Origin of the sequence: Streptomyces sporangiiformans, assembly GCF_005768555.2 — a bacterium.
GTDB lineage: Bacteria > Actinomycetota > Actinomycetes > Streptomycetales > Streptomycetaceae > Streptomyces > Streptomyces sporangiiformans.
The window spans coordinates 1-19,848 of sequence record NZ_VCHX02000112.1 but is presented as its reverse complement, the minus strand read 5'-3'; the positions used below and the strand labels follow the sequence as shown (position 1 = coordinate 19,848).

Here is a 19,848-nt window from a genome sequence, read left to right as displayed (position 1 = left end):
CCACGGACCTCGGTAGGGATGCCGACCCGGCGCGTGACCTGCTGGTCACGAACCGCCTGGTCACGACCCCTCAGATGTCGAACTCGTCGTCGCGCGTCTCCGGCAGGGCCAGCAGGCACAGGAGGCTCAGCAAGCAGAGGCCGCCGGTGTAGAAGCCGAGGACCAGAGGTGAATCCCACTGGCTGTTCAGCCAGGTGGCGATGGACGGGGCGAAGCCGCCACCGAGAGTGTTGGCCAGGATGAACGCCGCGGAGGCACCGGTGTAGCGCAGCCGGGCGGGGAAGAGCTCGGCGAGGAAGGCCGCCGCCGGGGAGAACATGAGCGCGAGCAACATGAGCCCGACGGTGTACGCCCCTGTGATCAGTACGGCGTTGCGTGAGCTCAGGGAGGCGTACATGGGTACGGCCCACAGGACGGAGCCGGCAGCTCCCGTCAGCATCAGCGGGCGGCGGCCGATCCGGTCGGCCAGATGCGCGACGGGGAGGGTGACCGCGATTCCGGCCGCCGCACCGATGCTCGCCGCTGTCAGCATCGTGTTCTGGGGGATCCCGAGCGCCTTGGGCGCGTACGAGATGCTGTAGACGATCGTCAGGTAGTAGACGGCCGAGCCGCCGATCGCCGCTCCGATGCCGAGCAGCAGCCGGCCCGGGTACTCCTTGACCAGCGTGCCGAGCGGAAAGCGGGACACCGGCGCCTGTGCCGTACGCCGCGCCGCGGGGCTGAACACCGGCGACTCTGAGACCGTCGCACGCACCCACAGGCCGATCACCACGAGCACGGCGCTGAGCAGGAACGGGATCCGCCAGGCACCGTTCGTGAAACCGTCCCGGCCCGCGATGTTGAGGGTGGGCAGGATGACGGCGGTGGAGAGAAGGAAGCCGAGCGAGGGGCCGGCGTTCGGGATCGACGCGTACAGCGCGCGGCGTCCGGGCGGCGCGTGCTCGGTGGCGAGCAGCACCGCCCCGCCCCACTCGCCACCCATGCTCACACCCTGCAGCAGACGGAGCGTCACCAGCAGCACGGGAGCGAGGAGTCCGGCGGTTTCGTACGTCGGCAGCAGCCCGACGCCCACCGTCGCCACGCCCATGAGTAAAAGGGAGAGCACCAGGGCCTGCCGGCGGCCCAGCCGGTCACCGATCGTCCCGAACAGGACGACACCGAGCGGCCGGGCCAGGAAGGCCGCGGCGAAGGTGAGGAACGCCGCCAGGGAGGAGACGGTGGCGTTGCCGGAGGGGAAGAAGGCGGGGCCGAGGACGAGCGCGGAGGCGGTGCCGTACACGGCGAAGTCGTAGTACTCGATCGTGGTGCCGACCAGGCTCGCCACGGCGACCCGCGGCGCCTTGCTCTTCGCTTCCGGCGGCGGTGACGCGGCCGGTCTGGGGCCGACGGTCTCGGGCACGGTCTTGGACGGTGAATCAGGCATGGGGGGTCACTTCCGGTACGCCCGGAACCGAACAGGTCCGGGACCAGTTGGGGACGGCCACGCATGTAACACGAACCGGAGTGCGCCTGTCACCCTAAACCCGGAAATTCGATTTCGACAAGGAAGAAGCGTCGGTAAACCTCGTCCGATAAACCGAACGCGGCCGCACGGGTCGGCGAAACAATAAGCACCTGGTTACACGAGCAACAGCAATAAAGCACTTGATGCGGCTATGGAAAGGGACAGATCACCTCAATGCGCATAGAGTGCACTGCACCCGCCACCTCGCCATTTACCGCATAACCCCCCACGAACATCACCCCTCGACGCCGTCAACCCCGTCATTCCTGTCGATTCGCTGTCAATAATCATGCGGTGATTGGCATAAAAATTTGCGAGTGATCACGCCTTGCCAACCGTAATCACGCACGAAATGCTGACCGTAGACGAACTTGAACGTTCTACGACCATCGTTTTTCGGACACGGGGACCCACACGGGGTGGTGCTGTTCGACATTCCGAAATGCTCACCAGAAGCCGCTGCCGGACCTTTGCCACGCAGCCCTTTGGGCTGGGAAGGCGCATTATCCATGCTGAAAACTGGCAAGCTATTTCGTTTGAGACGACTGTCATTGGCGGGTGACGACAGGCACCTGCTCGTGCCACTCGACCACAGCGTCTCGGACGGCCCCATCGTCCCGCCCGGCCAGTGGGACGATCTGGTGCGAGCGCTCGTGGCCGGCGGGGCCGACGGGATCATCGTCCACAAGGGACGTGCCCGCGCCCTGGCACCGGACACCCTCAAGAGCTGCGCCCTCGTGGTGCACCTCAGCGTCAGCACCGCCTGCTCCGCCGATGTCAACGCCAAAGTGCTCGTCGGCGACGTCGAGGAGGCGCTGCGGCTCGGCGCGGACGCGGTCAGCGTCCATGTGAACATCGGATCGGACACCGAGGGGCAACAGCTCGCCGATCTGGGGGCGGTGGCCCGCTCCTGCGACGCCTGGGGCATGCCGCTGATCGCGATGGTCTACCCCCGGGGCCCCCGGATCGAGGACCCCCACGATCCCGCCCTCCTCGCGCACCTGGTCAACGTCGCCGCGGACCTGGGCGCCGACATGGTGAAGACCTCCGTCGCCCTGCCACTGGAGCGTATGGCCGAGGTGGTGGCCCACAGCCCCATCCCCATCCTGGCGGCCGGAGGCCCGCCCGACGGCTCCGACCTCATCGAGTACGGAACCGCCGCGATGTCCGCCGGCTGTGGGGGGCTGGCCATCGGACGCCGCATCTTCTCGGACCCCTCACCCGCCTCGGTGGTGTCCCGGCTCTCCGAGGTCGTGCACGGAAAGAGCGGCAACAGCACCAACAGCTCCAACAGCTCCAACGGAATGACCGATGACATGGCTCAGTACTCGACGATCGTGGCAGGTATCGCATGAGATTCGCATGGATCGATCTCCGTGAAGTCCCCAAGCCGCAGCTCCAGGCGGTGGTGGACGCGGCTGTCCACACCCGGATGGCCGGGGTGCTGGCCACCGATGCCGAGTTGCTCGGGACACTGCCTCCGACCCTCACCCGGGTACTGGCCCCGTCCCCCGGCGGCCCGGCCACGGACACCGCGCAGAAGCCCGGCGACAAGGAGAGCAAGGAAGCGCAGGGCGGCAAGGAGACGAAGGAGAGCAAGGAGGCCAAGGAGGGCAAGTCCGCGGCCGGCGCCAAGTCCCCGTCCGGAGCCGGAATCGACCTGCTACTGCGGAAGTTCACCGCCCAGGAGGAGCTGGACGCCCTCGCCGCGGACAACCGTGCCACCGGTGGCACACCCGCCGCCGGTTTCATCGACGTACGGGACGACCGCACCCTGCGGCTGTCGTACGGGGGCGCCATGGTGCTGCCGTACACCGTCATCCACTTCGCCGACCCGACCAAGATCCCTCTGGAGATCGTGCTCGCCGCGGCCGAGTCCGCCGAGGGCAAGCTGGTGACCGTCGTCGCGGACCTGGAAGAGGCGGCCATCGTCTTCGACGTGCTCGAGCGCGGCTCGGACGGCATCCTGTACGCACCCCGCAGCGCCGACGAAGTGTTCGCGCTCGCCCGGCTGCTGGAAGCGACCACCCCCCAACTGGAGCTGTCCACGCTGACCGTGGAGAGCATCCGGCACGTGGGGCTCGGCGACCGGGTCTGCGTGGACACCTGCTCGCACTTCGAGGAGGACGAGGGCATCCTCGTCGGCTCGTACTCCTCCGGGTTCATACTCTGCTGCAGCGAGACCCACCCGCTGCCGTACATGCCGACCCGGCCCTTCCGGGTCAACGCCGGTGCCCTGCACTCGTACACGCTCGGACCCGAGAACCGCACCAGCTACCTGAGCGAGGTCGGCTCCGGAACCCCCCTGCTGGCGGTCGGTGCCGACGGCCGCACCCGGCGGGTCGTGGTCGGCCGGGCGAAACTCGAGTCCCGGCCGCTCCTTGAGATCCGCACCCACGCCGAGGACGGACAGCTGGTCAGTCTGACCGTGCAGGACGACTGGCACGTACGCGTGCTCGGCCCGGGCGGAAAGGTCCTCAACGTCACCGAACTGCAGACCGGCGACGAGCTGCTGGGCTATCTGGCCACGGACAAGCGCCATGTGGGCCTGCCGATCGGCGAGTTCTGCAAGGAGGTCTGATGGACACCCTGGTCCAGGCGCTGTTCGACGGGCGGGACGACGGACTGCCGTATCTGACGCATCGCCAGGAGACCATCACCCGGGGAGAGTTGCGGGAGCGTGTCGGCAAGCAGGCCGAGGTGTTCGCCGGGTTCGGCATCGGCCCGGGCAGCACGGTGGGCCTGCGCACTCCGCCCAGCTTCACCCAGGTCGAGGTGCTGCTCGCGCTGTGGCGGCTCGGCGCCCAGGTGATGCTCTTCGACTTCCGGCTCAAACCGGCCGAGGTGGAGGCGCTCTGCGCCTCCTGCCGACCGCGGTTCATGGTCCGGGCCGGTTCCAACGTCCGGGCGGCGTTCGGTTTCCAGCCCGAGTACGAGGTCGTCACCGAGTGCCGCAGAACCGGCGCCCCGGCCACCACCGACCACCGGCTGGTCCAGTTCAGCTCGGGCTCCACGGGGCGGCCGAAGGTGATCGGCAGGACCGCCCGGTCGCTCGCCGCCGAGGTGGAGCGGTTCACCCGGATCCCCGGCATGCCCGGCGAGGGCGACCGCGTACTGCTGCTCAGTTCGACGGCGCACAGCTTCGGTCTGATCGGCGGGCTGCTGCACTCGCTGGCGGCCGGTGTCTCCGTGGTCTTCGCGCCCCGGGTCTCCGCCCGCGACATTCTGCGGACGGCGGTGGACCACCGGATCACCGCCCTGTTCGGGGTGCCGATGCACTACGAACTGCTCGCCGCCGCCATCGATCCCCCCGACCTGCCCGAGCTGCGGGTCGCGGTGTCGGGCGGCGAGCTGATGCCCCCGGATGTCGCGGCGCGGTTCGCCGAACGGTACGGCGTACCGGTCGGCGAGTCCTACGGGACCACGGAGACCGGTGTGGTCGCCATGGACGCCGGCGGCACGCTCCGTCCGTCGGTCGGCCGGGCCGCACCGGGAGTGGTCGTACGGGAGCACAAGGGCGAACTGGATGTCGCGCTGGAGGAGTCGCCGTATCTCTTCGACTCGGGCGGCACCCAGTACGCGGACGGCTGGCTGCACACCCGGGACCGGGCCACGGTGGACGACACCGGGGCGGTCCGGGTGCACGGCCGCGCCGACTCCCTCGTCGTGATCGGCGGCCTCAAGGTGGATCTCACCGAGGTCGAGAACGTGCTGCGCGAGCACCCCGCGGTCGAGCAGTCGGTCCTGGTCCACGAGGACGTGACCGAGGCGTATGTCGTGGTGGCCGCCGAGGGCGAGAGCCCGTCCGCCGAGGAGCTGCTGCGCTGGTGCCGGGAGCGGCTGGCCGACTACAAGCTGCCGCGGGTGATCCGGCTGATGGAGTCCCTGCCCCGCACGTCCAACGGGAAGCTGCTGCGCCAGGCGGCCCCGCTGCGGGCGGCGGCGACGCGGGCGGCCGCGGTGCAAGCGGCCGCGACGGGCGGTCGGTAGCCCGGACGGACGGTCCACCTCCCCTCCCTTCCCCCTCCCTTCTCCTCTCCCCTTCGCATGCCCCTTTCACAGGAGATTTCTTTTCATGAGTACGTCAACCCTGGAAGACGAGATTCGCGAGTTCGTCCTGACCACGGTCATCGACGAGATGAACATCCTGATGAGCCGTGACGGCATCACGGACGAGAGCCCGGTGACCGTCAGCGGGCTGGAGCTGGACTCACTGAGCCTGATCGAGCTCGCCCTGCGGCTGGAGACACGGTTCGGCGTGGAGATACCGGACACCGACATCGAGCCCCTGGCCTCCCTGACCCTCGGCGGACTCGTCGCCGAGGTGGTCCGGCGCGGTGCGAAGGCATGAGCACGGGAGCCACAGCGAGCGACAAGGCCGGCCGTACTCCCGCACCGTCACCCCTCACCACCGACACCGTGCGCGAGCTGCTGTCGGACCGCAAGATCTTCCCGGGGGTGCCCGACGACCTCGGCGAGGACGCCGAACTGGTGCTGGACTCCCTCGGGTTGGTGTGGCTGCTGCACACGCTGGAAGAGCGCCACGGCCTGGTCGTGGAGCCCACCGACGAGGACATCGCCGGGCTGACCTCGCTCCGGCGGCTCACCGAGTTCCTGCGCGCCGCCCAGGCGGACCGGGCGGAAGGGGGCCCCGGCAATGAGCGGTGAGGTGACGGTGACCGGATTCGGTGTACGCACCGCTTTCGGCACGGGCGCCGGGGCCCTTCGGCGCGGGGTCTTCACCGGAACCCCCTCGTTCACGGCCACCACGAGGTTCGACACCGGCCCGTACCGTACGCCGATGGCGGCCGCCGCTCCAGACGGGCCCGACGCGGTCGAGGACTGGGCGCTGCGCCACGCGCTCGCGCAGTGCGGGGCGGAAGCCGTCGACATGGCCGGCCTGCCCTCGGACACGAAGGGCGGCGGTACGGCGGGCGGCGGTACGGCGGTCCTGCTCGGCATAGCGGGCGACAGCACCAGCATCACCCGCCACTGGCGGGCCGCCGACACGGCGGACGCAACAGGCACGGCAACAGGCACGGCAGCGGACTCGGCGGCGGAGCGGCCCGCCGACGCCGTGCCCGCGCGGACCGCGGACGCCGTACCCGCGCGGCTCACCGAGCTGCTGGCCGGGCGGCTCGGGCTGACCGGGCCGCGGCTCACCTTCACCAACGCCTGTGTCGCCTCCGCCGCCGCGATCATCCACGCCTGCCGGCTGATCTCCTCCGGCAGGATCGACGCGGCGGTCTGCGCGGGCGGGTACCTGGTGGAGGAGGAGACGTTCGGCAAGTTCGACTCCGGCCGGGCGCTGTCACGCGACGGCATGGTGCGCCCGTTCAGCGCCGACCGCAGCGGACTGCTGCTCGGCGACGGGGTCGCGGCGGTCGTGCTGGAGTCCGCCGAGCACGCCCGGCGCCGCGGTGCCCGGCCGCTGGTGACCGTGGTGGGCTGGGGCGCGGCCACGGACGCGTACCACATCGCCCAGCCGCACCCGGAGGGCGTCGGGCTGGCACGCGCGGCGCGGCAGGCGATGCGGCTCGCCGGGGACCCGGACGGGGCGGCCCTCGGCTATGTCAACGCCCACGGGACCGGCACCAAGTACAACGACGGGGCCGAGACCCGCGGGCTGCGGGCCGCGTTCCCGGAGCGGGCCGAATCGATACCGGTCAGCTCCACCAAGAGCACCACCGGCCACCTCCTGGAGGCGGCGGGAGTGGTGGAGTTCGTGATCACGATGCTGGCCCTGATGGACGGCGTACTGCCGCCGACGGCCGGATTCGGCCGGCCGGACCCGGAGTGCGACCTGGACTACGTGCCCAACCAGCCACGTGAGGCCGACCTGCGCCGGGCCCTCACCATCAACGCCGCCTTCGGGGGCGCCAATACCGCACTCGTCCTGGAGCGGCCGTGACCACCGAGAAGTTGGAGAAGACCGAGAAGCCGGTACTCCGCTCGCCCCTCGGCATCCTCGCGACCGCCACGGCGACCCACGGCACCGGGCGGGACGAGGACATCCCGCTGCCGAGGCTGCCCGGCTTCGTGGAGTCGGCCTTCAGCCCGCTGGCGTACGAGGTCAGCAGGCAGTGCCTGACCGAACGGCCCGGGGACGGCTCCCGTACCGCCGTGGCGCTGGCCAGTCTGATGGGGGACACCACCACCGCGGATCTGGCCAGCGCGCGCGTGGTCTCCGGGCAGGTCCACAACCCGCTGCTGTTCATGCAGGCCACCGCCAACTCCGTACTGGGCTATGTGAGCCGGGAGTTCTCCGTCACCGGGCAGATGTTCAGCCTCTCCACGCTCGACGACCCGGTGACCGAGCTGCTGGCCATGGTGGATCTGCTCCTTGAGGACCCGGAGCTGGACCGGGTCCTGGTGCTGGGCGTGGAACTGGGCGGCGGCGAGAGGGTGGCCGCCGCGCACCGGGAACTGGCCGCCGGCAGCGACCGCCCCGCCCCGCCCCTCCCGCCGGCCTCGGGCCTGGCGGCGGCGGTACTGCTCGGCCGTCCCGGCACGGAGACACCGGTGTCCGTGCGTTCGGCCGAAGCGCCGGTGTCCGACCGGCGAGCCGAAGCACCGGAGTCCGACCAGTCGCGTCCGGGAAGCATCCAGGGCCTGTTCGACCTGGCCGCCGCCCACCGGCGGCTGCTTCGGGACGGTGGCAGCCACCTCCTGGTGACCGAGCCGGACGCGCGGCGCGGCCCCGCCGCTTTCGTCCTCAGCACCGACACCGAAGCTCAAGCTCCGCTGCGGGCGCCGACGGACGCGCACGCCGGAAGGAACGAGACGGAGACCCATGCTCATCAGTAGGCAGGAGCGGGCGCGGATCTGCTCCGACACCGAACTCGGCGCCGGCAACGTCCTGCACCGCCTGAAGGAATACGGCCGCCCGCTCGACGAGCCCGTGCTGCGGACGGACGGCAGTTGGCAGGCACCCGACGGCAGCCGCCCCGAGACGCTGACGCTGGGCCGGCTGCACGAGGTGGTGGAGACATACGCGGGCTGGTACGCCGCCCAGGGTGTGGGGCCCCGCGACCCGGTCGCGGTGCACAGCCACTCCAGCGCCGAATTCGCGGTGAACTTCCTGGCGCTCACGGCCCTCGGTGCCATCCCGTCGTTCGTCAACGGCAACCTGTCCCCGGAGATCGCCCGGGAGTACGTACGCAGACAGGGTGCGGTGGGCGCCTTCACCGACCGGGAGCACCACGAGGTGCTGTCCGGGGAGGAGTCGGGGCTCGGCTTCTGTGTGACCGCGGCCGAGATCCGGCCCGAGCACCGCGAGCTGCTGCCGAAGGCGTACCCGTACCGGCACGACCCGACCGACCCGGTGATCATCTCCCACTCCTCCGGCACGACCGGCATGCCCAAGGGGGTGCCGCACACCCACCGGACGCTGATGTACGCGCAGCTGCACCGGCTCCGCTACTCCACCGGCGCCGACATGGAGCGCACGCTGGTGGGCCTGCCGGGCGCGCACAACGCGGCCGTGGCGACGCTGCTGTACTGCCTGCTGCTGCGCGCGGACATCAAGCTGCTCTCCAGCCGGCGCGGCACCGATGTGCTCGACGCCATCGAGGAGTACCGGCCCACCACGGTGCTGGCCTTCGCCTCCACCTTCGGCGAGATGGCAGCCGAGGACCTGGCGGCCCGTGACCTGTCCAGCGTGCAGGTGTGGTTCAACACCGGTGACGCCGCGCACGAGGCGCACATCCGGGCCCTGGTGCGGCACGGCGGTCACGAGGAGATCGCCAGGGACGGCGGTGACCTGCGCCGCAGACGGGTCGAGGGCTCCGTCTTCGTGGACGGGCTCGGCTCCTCGGAAGCCGGCTACTCGGTCTTCCACAACCGGCACACCAAGGACACCTCGGCCTACTCGCGCTGCATCGGCAAGCCGATCAGCTTCGCCGAGGCCGCCGTGCTCTCCGAGGACGGCACCCCGCTGCCGCCCGGCGAGATCGGCCGCCTGGGGCTGAAGTCGCCGACGCTCACCCCCGGTTACTGGAACGACTCGCTGACCTTCCACCGTCTGCGGCTGGGCGGCTACTGGCTCACCGGGGACCTCGCCCACCAGGACGAGCAGGGCAACTTCTACCACCTCGACCGCGCGCCGGACGCCATCCGGACCCGCGACGGGATCCTGTTCAGCACCCGTACCGAAGAACTGCTGCTGCGGGAGCTGCCCGAACTGGCCGACTGCACCCTCGTGGGGGTCGCCGCGGAGGGCGTACGGGCGGACTGGGACGGCGACGGGGAAGCCGAGGCGTACGCGCTGTTGCAGCTCGCCGACGAGGAGAGCGGCGACGGCGACGGTGACGGCGACGGCGACGAGGCATGGACCCGACGCGTCAACGCCGCCCTGGCGGGTGCCGGATTCCCCCCGGTGGCCCGGGCCCTGCGGATGAAGCCCGACGACGTGGCCAAGGGCGCCACCGGCAAGGTTCTCAAACGAGTGATGCGCGACCGGTTCGCGGCCAAGGAGCAGGCATGAGTACGGGCACGGGCACAGGAACGGGTGCCGACGACGTCAACCACCGCGCCCAGACGGTGGAGGCGTACCGGCTGTGGTGGCAGCACGACGCCAACTGGTACCAGGGCGTGGCCGCCCGGTTCGGGCAGCAGGTCGCGAACGAGATCAACGCCGAGGCGATGCGCAAGGTCGCCCTCCAGGTCGGACAGCGCGTCGCCCGCCGCTTCGGCCCGCTCCCCGACACCGGTGACACCGGCAAGGACCTGGAGGAGCTGCGCCGCCGGTACGACGAGTGCGGCGAACGGATGTTCCCGCGGGAACTGCGCAACGCCTCCACCGAGGTGGAGGAAGACGATCTGATCGTGCTCACGCTGCGGCGGAACTTCGCCATCACCATGGTGCGGATGGCCGGTTCGCTGGAGGGCTACCAGTGCCCGTGCACCGACGTCCACGCGGGCTGGTCCGAGGGGCTCGGCGTGACCCTGTCGGAGAACCGGGCCACCAGCTGTCTGCGGGACGGCGACAAGGCCTGCCGTCTGCTGATGCGGGTCGGCACTGCGGAAGCGGAGGGCTGAGCCGTGCGGGTACTTGTCGCCGGAGCCACCGGAGTGGTCGGACATCCCCTGGTGGGCGCGCTGCGGGCGCGGGGCCACCAGGTGAGCGCTCTGGTACGTCAGGGGTCCCGGGCCCGTGCGCCGGAGGCGGATGACGTCATGGTCGCCGACGCCCTCGACCGCCAGGCCCTGTTGTCGGCGGTGTCGGCCGCCCGGCCCGAGGTGGTCGTCCATCAGATGTCGGCGTTGCGGCTGCTGCGCGACGACCCCGCGGGGGCCTTCGCGCTGACCGCGCGCCTGCGCACCGAGGGCACGGCCAACCTGGTCGCGGCGGCCCGTGCGGCGGGGGCACGGCGGCTGGTCGCGCAGAGCATCGCCTTCGCCGCCGCCCCGGCCGGGGATCCGGCCGGGAATCCGGTCGTCGACGAGGACGCGCCGCTGTACGTGGACGCCCCGGACCCCGGCTGGGCCGCCACCGTACGGGCCGTCGCCGAGCTGGAGCGGCTGGTCCTGGGCAGCGAGGATCTCGCGGGCGTGGCGCTGCGGTACGGCACGCTGTACGGCCCCCGGACCGCGTACGCCCGTAACGGCGGGACCACACAGGCGGTGCTGGCCGGGCGGCTCCCGCTTCCCGAGGGCGGGTCCGGGATCACGTCGTTCCTGCATGTGGAGGATGCCGTGGGGGCGACGGTGGCGGCCGTCGAGTCCGACGTCACCGGCGTGTTCCACGTGACGGACGACGACCCGGCCCCGGCCGCGCAGTGGCTGCCGCACTACGCCCGTACGCTGGCCGGACCGTCCCCTCGAACGATTCCGGCGGCGCTCGCGCCCCGGCTGCTCGGATGGTTCATGGCCCATCAGCTCACCGCGGCGCACGGCGCGGCCAACGACCGGGCGCGTACGGCGCTGGGCTGGAAGCCGCTGCGGCCGAGCTGGCGCGACGGGCTGGGCGAGGAATGACCGGGCCCGGCTCGCAGGGCGCGAAAGCGAGCGGGGCGGCAGCGGGAGCCGCCCCGTCCCGGCCGTGGGCCGTCATCCTGGTCGTGGTCTGTGCCCAGATGCTGATCTGGCTGGACACCTCGATCCTCAACGTCGCCGTCACCACCCTGGCCGACCCGTCCCAGGGCCTGGGCGCGAGCCCCGCCGAACTGGAGTGGGTGGCCGGCGCCTACACCCTGGTCTTCGCCGGCGCTCTCTTCGCGGGCGGCGCGCTGGCCGACCGGTTCGGCCCCCGCACCACCCTGCTCGCCGGTCTGGCGCTGTTCGGCGCCGCGTCCGGCCTCGGCGCGTTCGCGGCTGACCCGGCCTGGCTGATCGTGGCGCGCGCCTTCATGGGCGCGGGCAGCGCGCTGCTGATGCCCGCGACGCTGTCCGTCATCGTGCGGAGCACTCCGGAGGAGAAGCGCACCCGGGCGATCGCGATCTGGAGCTCGTCCAGCGGTCTGGGCGTGGCCGTCGGCCCCGTCGTGGGCGGGGCGCTGCTCAGCCACTTCTGGTGGGGTTCGGTGTTCCTGGTCAATGTGCCGATCGTCGCCCTGTGCCTGGCCGGAGTGGCGGCCGTCGTACCCGGACTGGGCGGTGCGCGCGGCCGGAAGCTCGACCTGCCGGGGCTGGCCCTGTCGGTGCTCGGGCTGGGCGGCATGGTCTACGGGATCATCGAGCTCGGCAGCGGACGGGCCTGGTACGGGCCGCACGTCCTGCTCCCGCTCCTGCTGGGCGGCGCACTGCTCGCAGCCTTTGTGGCGGGTCAGCGCAGGTCCTCCGCCCCCAGCCTGGACCTGCGGCTCTTCCGGCAGCCCGGGTTCGCGGCCGGGAGTGTGGTGCTGCTGCTGTCGTTCATGGCGCTGGCCGGGCACCTCTTCTACGCGGCCTTCTACCTCCAGGGGCCCCGTGGGCTGTCCCCCGCCGACGCCGGAACCGTGATGATCGCCGCCGCGGTCGGCATCGTCCTGGGCAGTCAGGCTTCTCCGGCGATGAGCCGGCTGCTGTCGGCCCGGTGGACGGTCGCGGCCGGAATTCTGGCCACAGCGGCCACTTACGTCGGCTATCTGTGGTTCGACGGCGCGACGAGCGTCGTGGTCATCGCCGCACTGCTGTGGATCCAGGGCTTCGGCATGGGCCTGGTCGGTACGCCGGTCACGGCCGTGATGATGAGCGGGGTGCCGCAGCATCTCGCGGGCGCCGGATCGGCCGTCAACAGTGTCACCCGGCAGGTGGGCGGGACGCTCGGGGTGGCGGTGATCGGCTCGATCCTCTCCGGGGTGTACCGGGAGCGGATGGCGGATGCCGCGCTGCCCGGCGGTCCGCGGGAACTGCCGCCCGGCGCCGAGGAACAGGCCAGGACCTCGGCGGAGGCGGCACGCGCGCTGGCCGGTTCGCTCCGCCTGCCGGAACTGGCGGCCACGGCCGACCGCGCCTTCCTCGACGCCATGTACGCGGCCACGCTCTGGACCGCCGTACTGGCCTTGGCCGGGTTCGCCGTGTGTGCGGTGGGCCTGCGTGCACGGGGAGCACGGCCGCAGCCCCTCCGGGAAGATCCGGAAGGGCCGGGAGAACTTCGAGAGGCGCGGGACGGCCATGTGGAAACCGCGTAACCAGTGGAAGACGTGAGACACGTAAGGCGTGCGACACGTAGGACATAGAAGAGCAGAGGAACAGGAGGGGGCAGGCACGATGGCACAGGCGACGGCCCGGTCGGTGTTCGTGACCGGAGGGAACAGGGGGATCGGGCTGGCCATTGCCCGCAGCTTCGCGGCGGCGGGGGACCGGGTCGCGGTGACCTACCGCGGTGAGGAGCCGCCCGACTCAGAGGGCTTTCTCGCCGTACGGTGCGATGTCACCGACAGTCAGCAGGTGGACCAGGCCTTCAAGGAGGCGGAGTCGGCCCACGGTCCGGTCACCGTCCTGATCGCCAACGCGGGCACCGTCCACGACCGTCTGCTGGTGCGGATGAGCGAGGCGGACTTCACCTCCGTGATCGACACCAACCTCACCGGGGCCTTCCGGGTCGCCCAGCGCGCGCTGCGCGGGATGCTCCGGGAAGGCCACGGCCGGATCGTGCTCATATCCTCCACTTCGGCGCTGCACGGTGCCCCCGGGCAGACCAACTACGCGGCGGCGAAGGCGGGGCTGGTCGGCTTCGCACGGTCGCTGACCCGCGAGCTCGGTCCTCGGGACATCACCTGCAACGTGGTCGCGCCCGGCCTGACGGAGACGGACATGAGCCGCGGGCTGACGGCCGAGCAGCGCCGGGACCTCCTGCGGCAGACCCCGGCCGGCCGCCCGGGCCGGCCCGAGGAGGTCGCCGACGCGGTGGCGTTCCTGGTCCGGGCCGGTTATGTGCGCGGTGCCGTGATCCCGGTCGACGGAGGCGCCGGGCTGGGGCACTGAGACCTTGCCCGAAGGGCTGCTAGGCGCAGGACGGGCACAGTCCGCGGTAGGTGACCGTGACCTCGGACACCGCGAAGCCGAACCGTTCCTCCGCCGGGAGGTCGGCCAGCGGGTTGCCGGCCGGGTGGACATCGCGGATGGTGCCGCAGTTGGAGCACACCAGGTGCTGGTGCGGGCGGTGTGCGTTGGGGTCGTAGCGCTTGGCACGGCCGTCGGTGGAGACCTCTATGACCTCGCCGAGGGAGACCAGCTCACCCAGGGTGTTGTAGACGGTCGCCCGGGAGATCTCGGGCAGCCGCTGTGCCGCGCGGGCATGCACGTCGTCGGCCGTGAGATGGACGTGGTCACCGTCGAGGACCTCCGCAACGACGCGCCGCTGGGAGGTCATTCGCCAGCCACGTCCGCGCAGTCGCTCCAGCAGGTCGCTCATGTCGGTTCACCTATTCAGGTTCGGTGGATACTCGAGTTTATCAGTGGGCGTCCGGGTTCCGATTGAATATGGGTTTGACGCCCTTCTTGACTTGGACTCTGTCCATTGTAGGATCGCTTCCGGCGATAGCCAAGGGACAGCAAGACACCAGCACGGCAGGAGACAGAGACGTGACGCCGTCGAGGCGATCGCCTCCGGGGGATACGCGATCGCAAGGTCATCACCCCGTTCAAGCCGTGCACGAGGCCCCGGCCGGCACGGCCCCGGGCCTGACCGCGTCCGACGCCCACAGCTTCTCGACCGACGAGGCCGAGGTCATCCACTCGGGGCCCGCGCCCCGGCCGTTCCACCGCCCGCTTTTCCTGAGCACCGTGATCCACCTAGTCCGGAAGGGTTCCCATGTCTGAGAACCATGAAGCAATCGTCACAGACGCGAAGACGGAGGCCGGAGGTGGCTGCCCGGTCGTGCATGGGCGCGCCCCTCACCCGACCCAGGGCGGCGGAAACCGCCAGTGGTGGCCGGAGCGGCTGAACCTGAAGATCCTCGCCAAGAACCCCGCCGTGGCCAACCCGCTCGGCGAGGAGTTCGACTACGCGGACGCGTTCAAGTCCCTCGACCTTCCGGCAGTGAAGCGGGACATCGCCGAGGTGCTGACGGACTCGAAGGACTGGTGGCCGGCCGACTTCGGTCACTACGGCCCGTTCATGATCCGGATGGCGTGGCACAGCGCCGGCACCTACCGGATCAGCGACGGCCGCGGCGGCGCCGGCGCCGGACAGCAGCGCTTCGCCCCCCTCAACAGCTGGCCGGACAACGGCAACCTCGACAAGGCCCGCCGTCTGCTGTGGCCGGTCAAGAAGAAGTACGGCCAGAGCCTCTCGTGGGCCGACCTCATGATCCTCGCCGGCAACGTCGCCCTGGAGTCGATGGGCTTCAAGACCTTCGGCTTCGCCGGCGGCCGTGAGGACGTCTGGGAGTCCGAGGAGGACGTCTACTGGGGTCCCGAGACCACCTGGCTCGGCGACGAGCGCTACACCGGCGACCGTGAGCTGGAGAACCCCCTCGGCGCGGTGCAGATGGGCCTCATCTACGTCAACCCGGAGGGCCCGAACGGCAACCCGGACCCGATCGCCGCGGCCCGCGACATCCGTGAGACCTTCCGCCGGATGGCGATGAACGACGAGGAGACCGTCGCCCTGATCGCGGGCGGCCACACCTTCGGCAAGACCCACGGCGCGGGCCCCGCGGACCACGTCGGCGCCGACCCCGAGGCCGCCCCGATCGAGGACCAGGGCTTCGGCTGGAAGAGCACGTACGGCACCGGCAAGGGCGGCGACGCGATCACCAGTGGCCTCGAGGTCACCTGGACCAGCACGCCGACCCAGTGGGGCAACGAGTTCTTCAAGAACCTGTTCGGCTACGAGTGGGAGCTGACGCAGAGCCCCGCCGGCGCAAACCAGTGGGTCGCGAAGGACGGTGCCGGGGCGGGCACCATCCCCGACGCCCACGACGCGTCGAAGAGCAAGCCCCCGATGATGCTGACCACCGACCTCTCGCTCCGGTTCGACCCGGCCTACGAGCAGATCTCGCGACGCTTCCTCGAGAACCCCGACGAGTTCGCCGACGCCTTCGCCCGCGCGTGGTACAAGCTGACCCACCGCGACATGGGCCCGATCGTGCGCTACCTCGGCTCGGAGGTCCCGTCCGAGACCCTGCTGTGGCAGGACCCGCTGCCCGAGGTGACGCACGAGCTCGTCGACGCCGGGGACATCGCCTCCCTCAAGAGCCAGATCCTCGCCTCGGACCTGTCCGTGTCCCAGCTCGTGTCCACCGCGTGGGCGTCGGCCTCGTCCTTCCGCGGCAGCGACAAGCGCGGCGGCGCCAACGGTGCCCGCATCCGCCTCGAGCCGCAGAGCGGCTGGGAGGTCAACGAGCCCGACCAGCTGGCGACGGTGCTGCGCACCCTGGAGGGCATCCAGCAGTCCTTCAACTCCGCCCAGTCCGGCGGCAAGCAGATCTCGCTCGCCGACGTGATCGTGCTCGCGGGTGCCGCGGCCGTCGAGCAGGCCGCCAAGGACGCCGGCTTCGACGTCGAGGTCCCCTTCACGCCGGGCCGTGTGGACGCCGCGCAGGACCAGACGGACGTGGAGTCGTTCGCCGCGCTCGAGCCGACCGCCGACGGGTTCCGCAACTACCTCGGCAAGGGCAACCGCCTGCCGGCCGAGTACCTGCTGCTCGACAAGGCGAACCTGCTGACCCTGAGCGCCCCGGAGCTGACGGTTCTCGTCGGTGGCCTCCGCGTCCTGGGCGCGAACTACCAGCAGTCGAAGCTCGGCGTCCTCACCACGACCCCCGGGGTGCTGACCAACGACTTCTTCGTCAACCTGCTCGACCTGGGCATGACGTGGAAGGCGACGTCCGAGGACCAGACCACGTTCGAGGGCCGCGACGACGCCACCGGCGAGGTCAAGTGGACCGGCACCCGTGCCGACCTCGTCTTCGGCTCGAACTCCGAGCTGCGCGCGCTCGCGGAGGTCTACGCGAGCGATGACGCGAAGGAGAAGTTCGTGAACGACTTCGTCGCGGCGTGGGTCAAGGTGGCGAACCTCGACCGGTTCGACCTCGTCTGATCACGCGGTCTGATCACGCGATCTGATCACACGAGTGGGGCCCGGGACGCGAAGTCCCGGGCCCCACTCAGTTCTGTTCGGGATCAGGACGAGGTCAGAACCCCGGCGCCCGTCGTGTTCAGCAGCTCCGTCGCCAGGCTCTTCGCGGAGGTCTGGAGGCCGGCGGTGAGCGTCGGCTTCCAGTTCACCGTCGTCTTCAGCTTCTTGGAGTTCGCGGAGTTGTACGCGGCGACGATGTCCGTCGCCTTGTCGTTGACGAAGTTGCCGCCGCCCGCGACCGAACCCGTGCCGTCGCCGCTCAGCAGCTGCGCGACCTTCGCACCGGCCGGCAGCTTCCAGGAGTTGTGCTCGGCGACCACCTGGGCCTTGGCGCGCGAGTCCAGGCTGTACTTGAGCCCGTACCCGTTGAGGGTCGTCGTGTCGTAGTAGTTGTTGTAGAGGTGGATCTGGCCGATCCGGGCCAGCGGGGCGCGCTGGGTGATGCCCTTCCACACGTTGTGGTGGATGGAGACCCGCAGCTTGCCGACGCTGTCGGTGTCGCTGCTGCCGATCAGCATCGTCTTGTCGTGGTTGGTGAACTGGTTGCGCTCGACGGTCACCAGGTCGGAGCCGTTGGTGATGTCGAGGGCGCCGTCGTGGATCTGGTACTTGCGGCCGAAGTACGTCTTCTCCGCGCTGTCGAAGAACGGCGCGTCGGTGAAGGTGTTGTGGTCGGCCCAGACGTTGGTCGCCCCGCGCAGGGTGACGGAGTCGTAGTTCGAGTTCCACTCGCCCTTCGAGCCGTCCGTCGGGTCCCACTGCGGGAAGCAGTCCTCGGTGGCGGAGAAGGTGAGGTTGCGGATGATGACGTTCTTCACGTCCTGCACCTGCAGACTGCCGCCCTTGATCCCGGCTTTGGTGCCCGGGACGCCCACGATGCTGGTGTTGGACGGCACCTTGAAGACGATGTTCTTCTTCTGCTTGTTCGCGGCGGCTTCCCGGGCCTTCTCCTGCGCGCCCGAGGGCTCCTTCTTGCCCCAGGTGGCCGGGTCGTACGCCTTGAGGTAGGCGGCCAGCGAGTAACCCGTGCCGGAGGCGTAGTCGGCGCAGGTCATCCTCTTGCCCGCGTCGTCGGTGTTGACGTCGATCGTGCCCTTGATCTTGACGATCTTCGGGGTGGAGTCGGTGCCGGAGCCCAGCGCTTTCGCCAGCTGGGCGCGGGTGCTGACGGTGTAGACGTGCGCGGAGTCCGCCTTCGCGCCGCCCGTCGTACCGGAGCCGGAGGCCGCCCAGCCGTCCTTGGCGGGCAGGGCCTGACGCGACAGGTCGACGGCTGCGTTCGCGTTCATGACGAGGGGGACGGCGCCGAGGCCCGCGGCCGCCACAGCGGCGGTGGAGACGAGGATGGTGCGCCGCCGGCGGAGGGACCGACGGTGGGTGACGGTTGCCACGGATGAGTCCTTACGGGTTCGGGTGCACCTGATGCGGAAAGTGCACGTGGTTCGCGGAAGCCCGGTGCGGGCCGGGCTTCCGACTCATCTGTGGTCGCGGAGATCGGAAAGGTTGCCGACAACTTGGGCTAGCTGAACGGGGGTTGGCCGGCCGTCCCTACCGCATCCCCCTCAACGCATCCCGCCGCCGAAGCCACCCTCCGGCGCGTCCCCGGCGGTCACCGTGGCGACCTCCTCCGCCGACCCGAGGTCGCCCGCCTCCGCCGCCAGGCCTCCGGTGTCGGAACCCGAACCCGAACCGGTGCCGCCGCCCACGTAGATCGCGTACTTCTCGCCGCTCTTGATGCCGTCACCGGAGTAGACGACGTTCTGGATCGTCTTCGAGGTGACGAACGACGCCACGACCTTCCCGTCGGAATCGACGACATGCAGGGTCGTGCCGGCCTCGACGGCCGAGTCGAGCGTGGCCGAGACCCAGCCCTGCCCGGACTCGGTGTCCGGGGCAACGGCCATGCCCGCGCTGCCGGCGGCCAGCAGGGTGCCGCCGCTGATCGTAAAGCTGCCGTTGACGTCGAGGGCGCCGTTGCCGTTCCGCCCCGGTCCGTTGACGACGACCGTGCCGCCGGTGATCTCAGCGGTGCCATTGGAGTCGAAGCCGTCGCCGTCGGCGTTGATGACGAGGGTGCCGCCGGTGACCTTGGCCGTGTAGTCGCCGACCGACTCCCCGCCACCACCGCCGCCACCGCCACCGCCGCCCTGTCCGCCCTGGTCACTCGACGACGTCGTACTGCCGGACGCGTTGACGCCGTCGTCGCCGGCGGTGACCGTCACCGAGCCGCCGCTGACGAGGATGTCCTTCCCTTCCAGGCCCTCGTTCGACTTCGTGACCTTCAACGAGCCCTTGCTGATGACCAGATCGCCCTCGGCGTGCACGCCGTCGTCGCCGGCGGAGACGGTGACGACGGCACCGCTGACGTGCACGGCCGCATCGCTGTGGACGGCGTCGGCAGACGAGTCGACGTCGACGGTGCCGCCCTCGAGGACGGTGATGACTCCCGACGTCAGCCCGTGCGCGGAGGAGTCGTCGGCGGCCGTGCTGCTGACACTCAACTCACCACCGGTGACCACGAGATCGGTGGCCGCGTCGACGCCGTCGCCTTCGCTGGTCACCTTCACGGTGCCGCCGTCGACGGCGAGGTAACCGGCGTGGCGGTGACGAGGTCGCGACGGTGGTGGCGCGGGAAGTAGACGCCGAAAGTCAGCACGGAGATGGCGGCCAGATCGGCGCCCACGAGAATGAACTGGTCCATGACCACAGACAGTCGAGGACTTCCCTTTGAGCGCGCTTTGCCTTCCCTTGGCGGAGAGTGAGAAGTACGGCGGGCCGGCGCGGGGTGAACAGGCGGCGGGCGCCGCGGCAGGGTTGACCGGCCGCGGCGCCCGCG

General features: G+C 70.5%; 18 protein-coding genes. 13 read left to right on the top strand and 5 right to left on the bottom strand.

Annotated elements, in window-relative coordinates; translation table 11 throughout:
- Positions 1 to 70: 70 nt before the first annotated feature.
- A complete protein-coding gene (locus FGD71_RS13670; protein ID WP_119100704.1) occupies positions 71 to 1,423 on the bottom strand; it encodes an MFS transporter in 1,353 nt (450 codons plus the stop codon).
- 617 nt (positions 1,424 to 2,040) lie between these two features.
- On the opposite strand from FGD71_RS13670, the gene FGD71_RS13665 reads away from it, so the two are divergent.
- The 12 genes from FGD71_RS13665 to fabG all read left to right on the top strand — a co-directional run bounded on the left by FGD71_RS13665 (position 2,041) and on the right by fabG (position 13,912).
- Positions 2,041 to 2,859, top strand: a complete 819-nt coding sequence (locus FGD71_RS13665) for a 2-amino-3,7-dideoxy-D-threo-hept-6-ulosonate synthase (protein WP_420878285.1) — start codon at positions 2,041 to 2,043, stop codon at positions 2,857 to 2,859.
- Complete coding sequence (locus FGD71_RS13660; RefSeq protein WP_119100702.1) at positions 2,856 to 4,085, top strand: 3-dehydroquinate synthase II family protein; 1,230 nt, start codon at positions 2,856 to 2,858, stop codon at positions 4,083 to 4,085. Before FGD71_RS13665 ends, FGD71_RS13660 begins: the two co-directional genes overlap by 4 nt.
- Positions 4,085 to 5,494, top strand: a complete 1,410-nt coding sequence (locus FGD71_RS13655; protein ID WP_119100701.1) for a class I adenylate-forming enzyme family protein — start codon at positions 4,085 to 4,087, stop codon at positions 5,492 to 5,494. Before FGD71_RS13660 ends, FGD71_RS13655 begins: the two co-directional genes overlap by 1 nt.
- Positions 5,495 to 5,579: 85 nt before the next feature.
- Positions 5,580 to 5,855, top strand: coding sequence for an acyl carrier protein (locus FGD71_RS13650; RefSeq protein ID WP_119100700.1), 276 nt, complete (start codon positions 5,580 to 5,582; stop codon positions 5,853 to 5,855).
- Positions 5,852 to 6,172, top strand: coding sequence for an acyl carrier protein (locus tag FGD71_RS13645; RefSeq protein WP_119100699.1), 321 nt, complete (start codon positions 5,852 to 5,854; stop codon positions 6,170 to 6,172). Before FGD71_RS13650 ends, FGD71_RS13645 begins: the two co-directional genes overlap by 4 nt.
- Entirely contained in the window at positions 6,162 to 7,415 is a 1,254-nt protein-coding gene (locus FGD71_RS13640; protein WP_119100698.1) for a beta-ketoacyl-[acyl-carrier-protein] synthase family protein, read from the top strand. The genes FGD71_RS13645 and FGD71_RS13640 overlap by 11 nt, the downstream gene beginning before the upstream one ends.
- Complete coding sequence (locus FGD71_RS13635) at positions 7,412 to 8,311, top strand: hypothetical protein (protein ID WP_240436572.1); 900 nt, start codon at positions 7,412 to 7,414, stop codon at positions 8,309 to 8,311. Before FGD71_RS13640 ends, FGD71_RS13635 begins: the two co-directional genes overlap by 4 nt.
- Entirely contained in the window at positions 8,298 to 9,989 is a 1,692-nt protein-coding gene (locus FGD71_RS13630; RefSeq protein ID WP_119100697.1) for a class I adenylate-forming enzyme family protein, read from the top strand. Before FGD71_RS13635 ends, FGD71_RS13630 begins: the two co-directional genes overlap by 14 nt.
- Positions 9,986 to 10,543 carry a hypothetical protein gene (locus tag FGD71_RS13625; protein WP_119100696.1) on the top strand — a complete coding sequence of 186 codons (558 nt, stop codon included), beginning with the start codon at positions 9,986 to 9,988 and terminating at the stop codon, positions 10,541 to 10,543. The genes FGD71_RS13630 and FGD71_RS13625 overlap by 4 nt, the downstream gene beginning before the upstream one ends.
- A 3-nt stretch (positions 10,544 to 10,546) precedes the next feature.
- Positions 10,547 to 11,482, top strand: a complete 936-nt coding sequence (locus FGD71_RS13620) for an NAD-dependent epimerase/dehydratase family protein (protein ID WP_119100695.1) — start codon at positions 10,547 to 10,549, stop codon at positions 11,480 to 11,482.
- The gene (locus tag FGD71_RS13615; RefSeq protein WP_119100694.1) at positions 11,479 to 13,116 is read left to right on the top strand and encodes an MFS transporter; all 1,638 of its coding nucleotides are present in this window, start codon (positions 11,479 to 11,481) and stop codon (positions 13,114 to 13,116) included. Before FGD71_RS13620 ends, FGD71_RS13615 begins: the two co-directional genes overlap by 4 nt.
- A gap of 79 nt (positions 13,117 to 13,195) precedes the next feature.
- Positions 13,196 to 13,912, top strand: a complete 717-nt coding sequence (fabG, locus tag FGD71_RS13610) for a 3-oxoacyl-ACP reductase FabG (protein ID WP_119100693.1) — start codon at positions 13,196 to 13,198, stop codon at positions 13,910 to 13,912.
- A 19-nt stretch (positions 13,913 to 13,931) separates the two neighbouring features.
- On the opposite strand, the gene FGD71_RS13605 is transcribed toward fabG, so the two are convergent.
- A complete protein-coding gene (locus tag FGD71_RS13605) occupies positions 13,932 to 14,342 on the bottom strand; it encodes a Fur family transcriptional regulator (protein WP_119100692.1) in 411 nt (136 codons plus the stop codon).
- 399 nt (positions 14,343 to 14,741) lie between these two features.
- On the opposite strand from FGD71_RS13605, the gene katG reads away from it, so the two are divergent.
- Entirely contained in the window at positions 14,742 to 16,973 is a 2,232-nt protein-coding gene (gene katG, locus FGD71_RS13600) for a catalase/peroxidase HPI (protein WP_119100691.1), read from the top strand.
- A gap of 83 nt (positions 16,974 to 17,056) precedes the next feature.
- On the opposite strand, the gene FGD71_RS13595 is transcribed toward katG, so the two are convergent.
- The 3 genes from FGD71_RS13595 to FGD71_RS48800 form a co-directional block, all read right to left on the bottom strand.
- The gene (locus FGD71_RS13595; protein ID WP_119100690.1) at positions 17,057 to 18,403 is read right to left on the bottom strand and encodes a pectate lyase family protein; all 1,347 of its coding nucleotides are present in this window, start codon (positions 18,401 to 18,403) and stop codon (positions 17,057 to 17,059) included.
- Positions 18,404 to 18,574: 171 nt separating this feature from the next.
- Positions 18,575 to 19,579 (bottom strand): carbohydrate-binding domain-containing protein, encoded by a 1,005-nt coding sequence (locus FGD71_RS13590; protein ID WP_240436571.1) that lies wholly within the window; start codon positions 19,577 to 19,579, stop codon positions 18,575 to 18,577.
- Positions 19,576 to 19,713: a DUF4956 domain-containing protein gene (locus FGD71_RS48800; RefSeq protein ID WP_240436570.1), complete on the bottom strand. Its 138-nt coding sequence runs from the start codon at positions 19,711 to 19,713 to the stop codon at positions 19,576 to 19,578. Before FGD71_RS48800 ends, FGD71_RS13590 begins: the two co-directional genes overlap by 4 nt.
- Positions 19,714 to 19,848: the final 135 nt, after the last annotated feature.

Coding starts and splice junctions, on each gene's coding strand:
- fabG (WP_119100693.1), top strand. CDS start 13,196: ATGGCACAGGCGACGGCCCGGTCGGTGTTCGTGACCGGAGGGAACAGG.
- FGD71_RS13660 (WP_119100702.1), top strand. CDS start 2,856: ATGAGATTCGCATGGATCGATCTCCGTGAAGTCCCCAAGCCGCAGCTC.
- katG (WP_119100691.1), top strand. CDS start 14,742: ATGTCTGAGAACCATGAAGCAATCGTCACAGACGCGAAGACGGAGGCC.
- FGD71_RS13605 (WP_119100692.1), bottom strand. CDS start 14,342: ATGAGCGACCTGCTGGAGCGACTGCGCGGACGTGGCTGGCGAATGACC.
- FGD71_RS13615 (WP_119100694.1), top strand. CDS start 11,479: ATGACCGGGCCCGGCTCGCAGGGCGCGAAAGCGAGCGGGGCGGCAGCG.
- FGD71_RS13650 (WP_119100700.1), top strand. CDS start 5,580: ATGAGTACGTCAACCCTGGAAGACGAGATTCGCGAGTTCGTCCTGACC.
- FGD71_RS13640 (WP_119100698.1), top strand. CDS start 6,162: ATGAGCGGTGAGGTGACGGTGACCGGATTCGGTGTACGCACCGCTTTC.
- FGD71_RS13645 (WP_119100699.1), top strand. CDS start 5,852: ATGAGCACGGGAGCCACAGCGAGCGACAAGGCCGGCCGTACTCCCGCA.
- FGD71_RS13630 (WP_119100697.1), top strand. CDS start 8,298: ATGCTCATCAGTAGGCAGGAGCGGGCGCGGATCTGCTCCGACACCGAA.
- FGD71_RS13655 (WP_119100701.1), top strand. CDS start 4,085: ATGGACACCCTGGTCCAGGCGCTGTTCGACGGGCGGGACGACGGACTG.
- FGD71_RS48800 (WP_240436570.1), bottom strand. CDS start 19,713: ATGGACCAGTTCATTCTCGTGGGCGCCGATCTGGCCGCCATCTCCGTG.
- FGD71_RS13670 (WP_119100704.1), bottom strand. CDS start 1,423: ATGCCTGATTCACCGTCCAAGACCGTGCCCGAGACCGTCGGCCCCAGA.
- FGD71_RS13625 (WP_119100696.1), top strand. CDS start 9,986: ATGAGTACGGGCACGGGCACAGGAACGGGTGCCGACGACGTCAACCAC.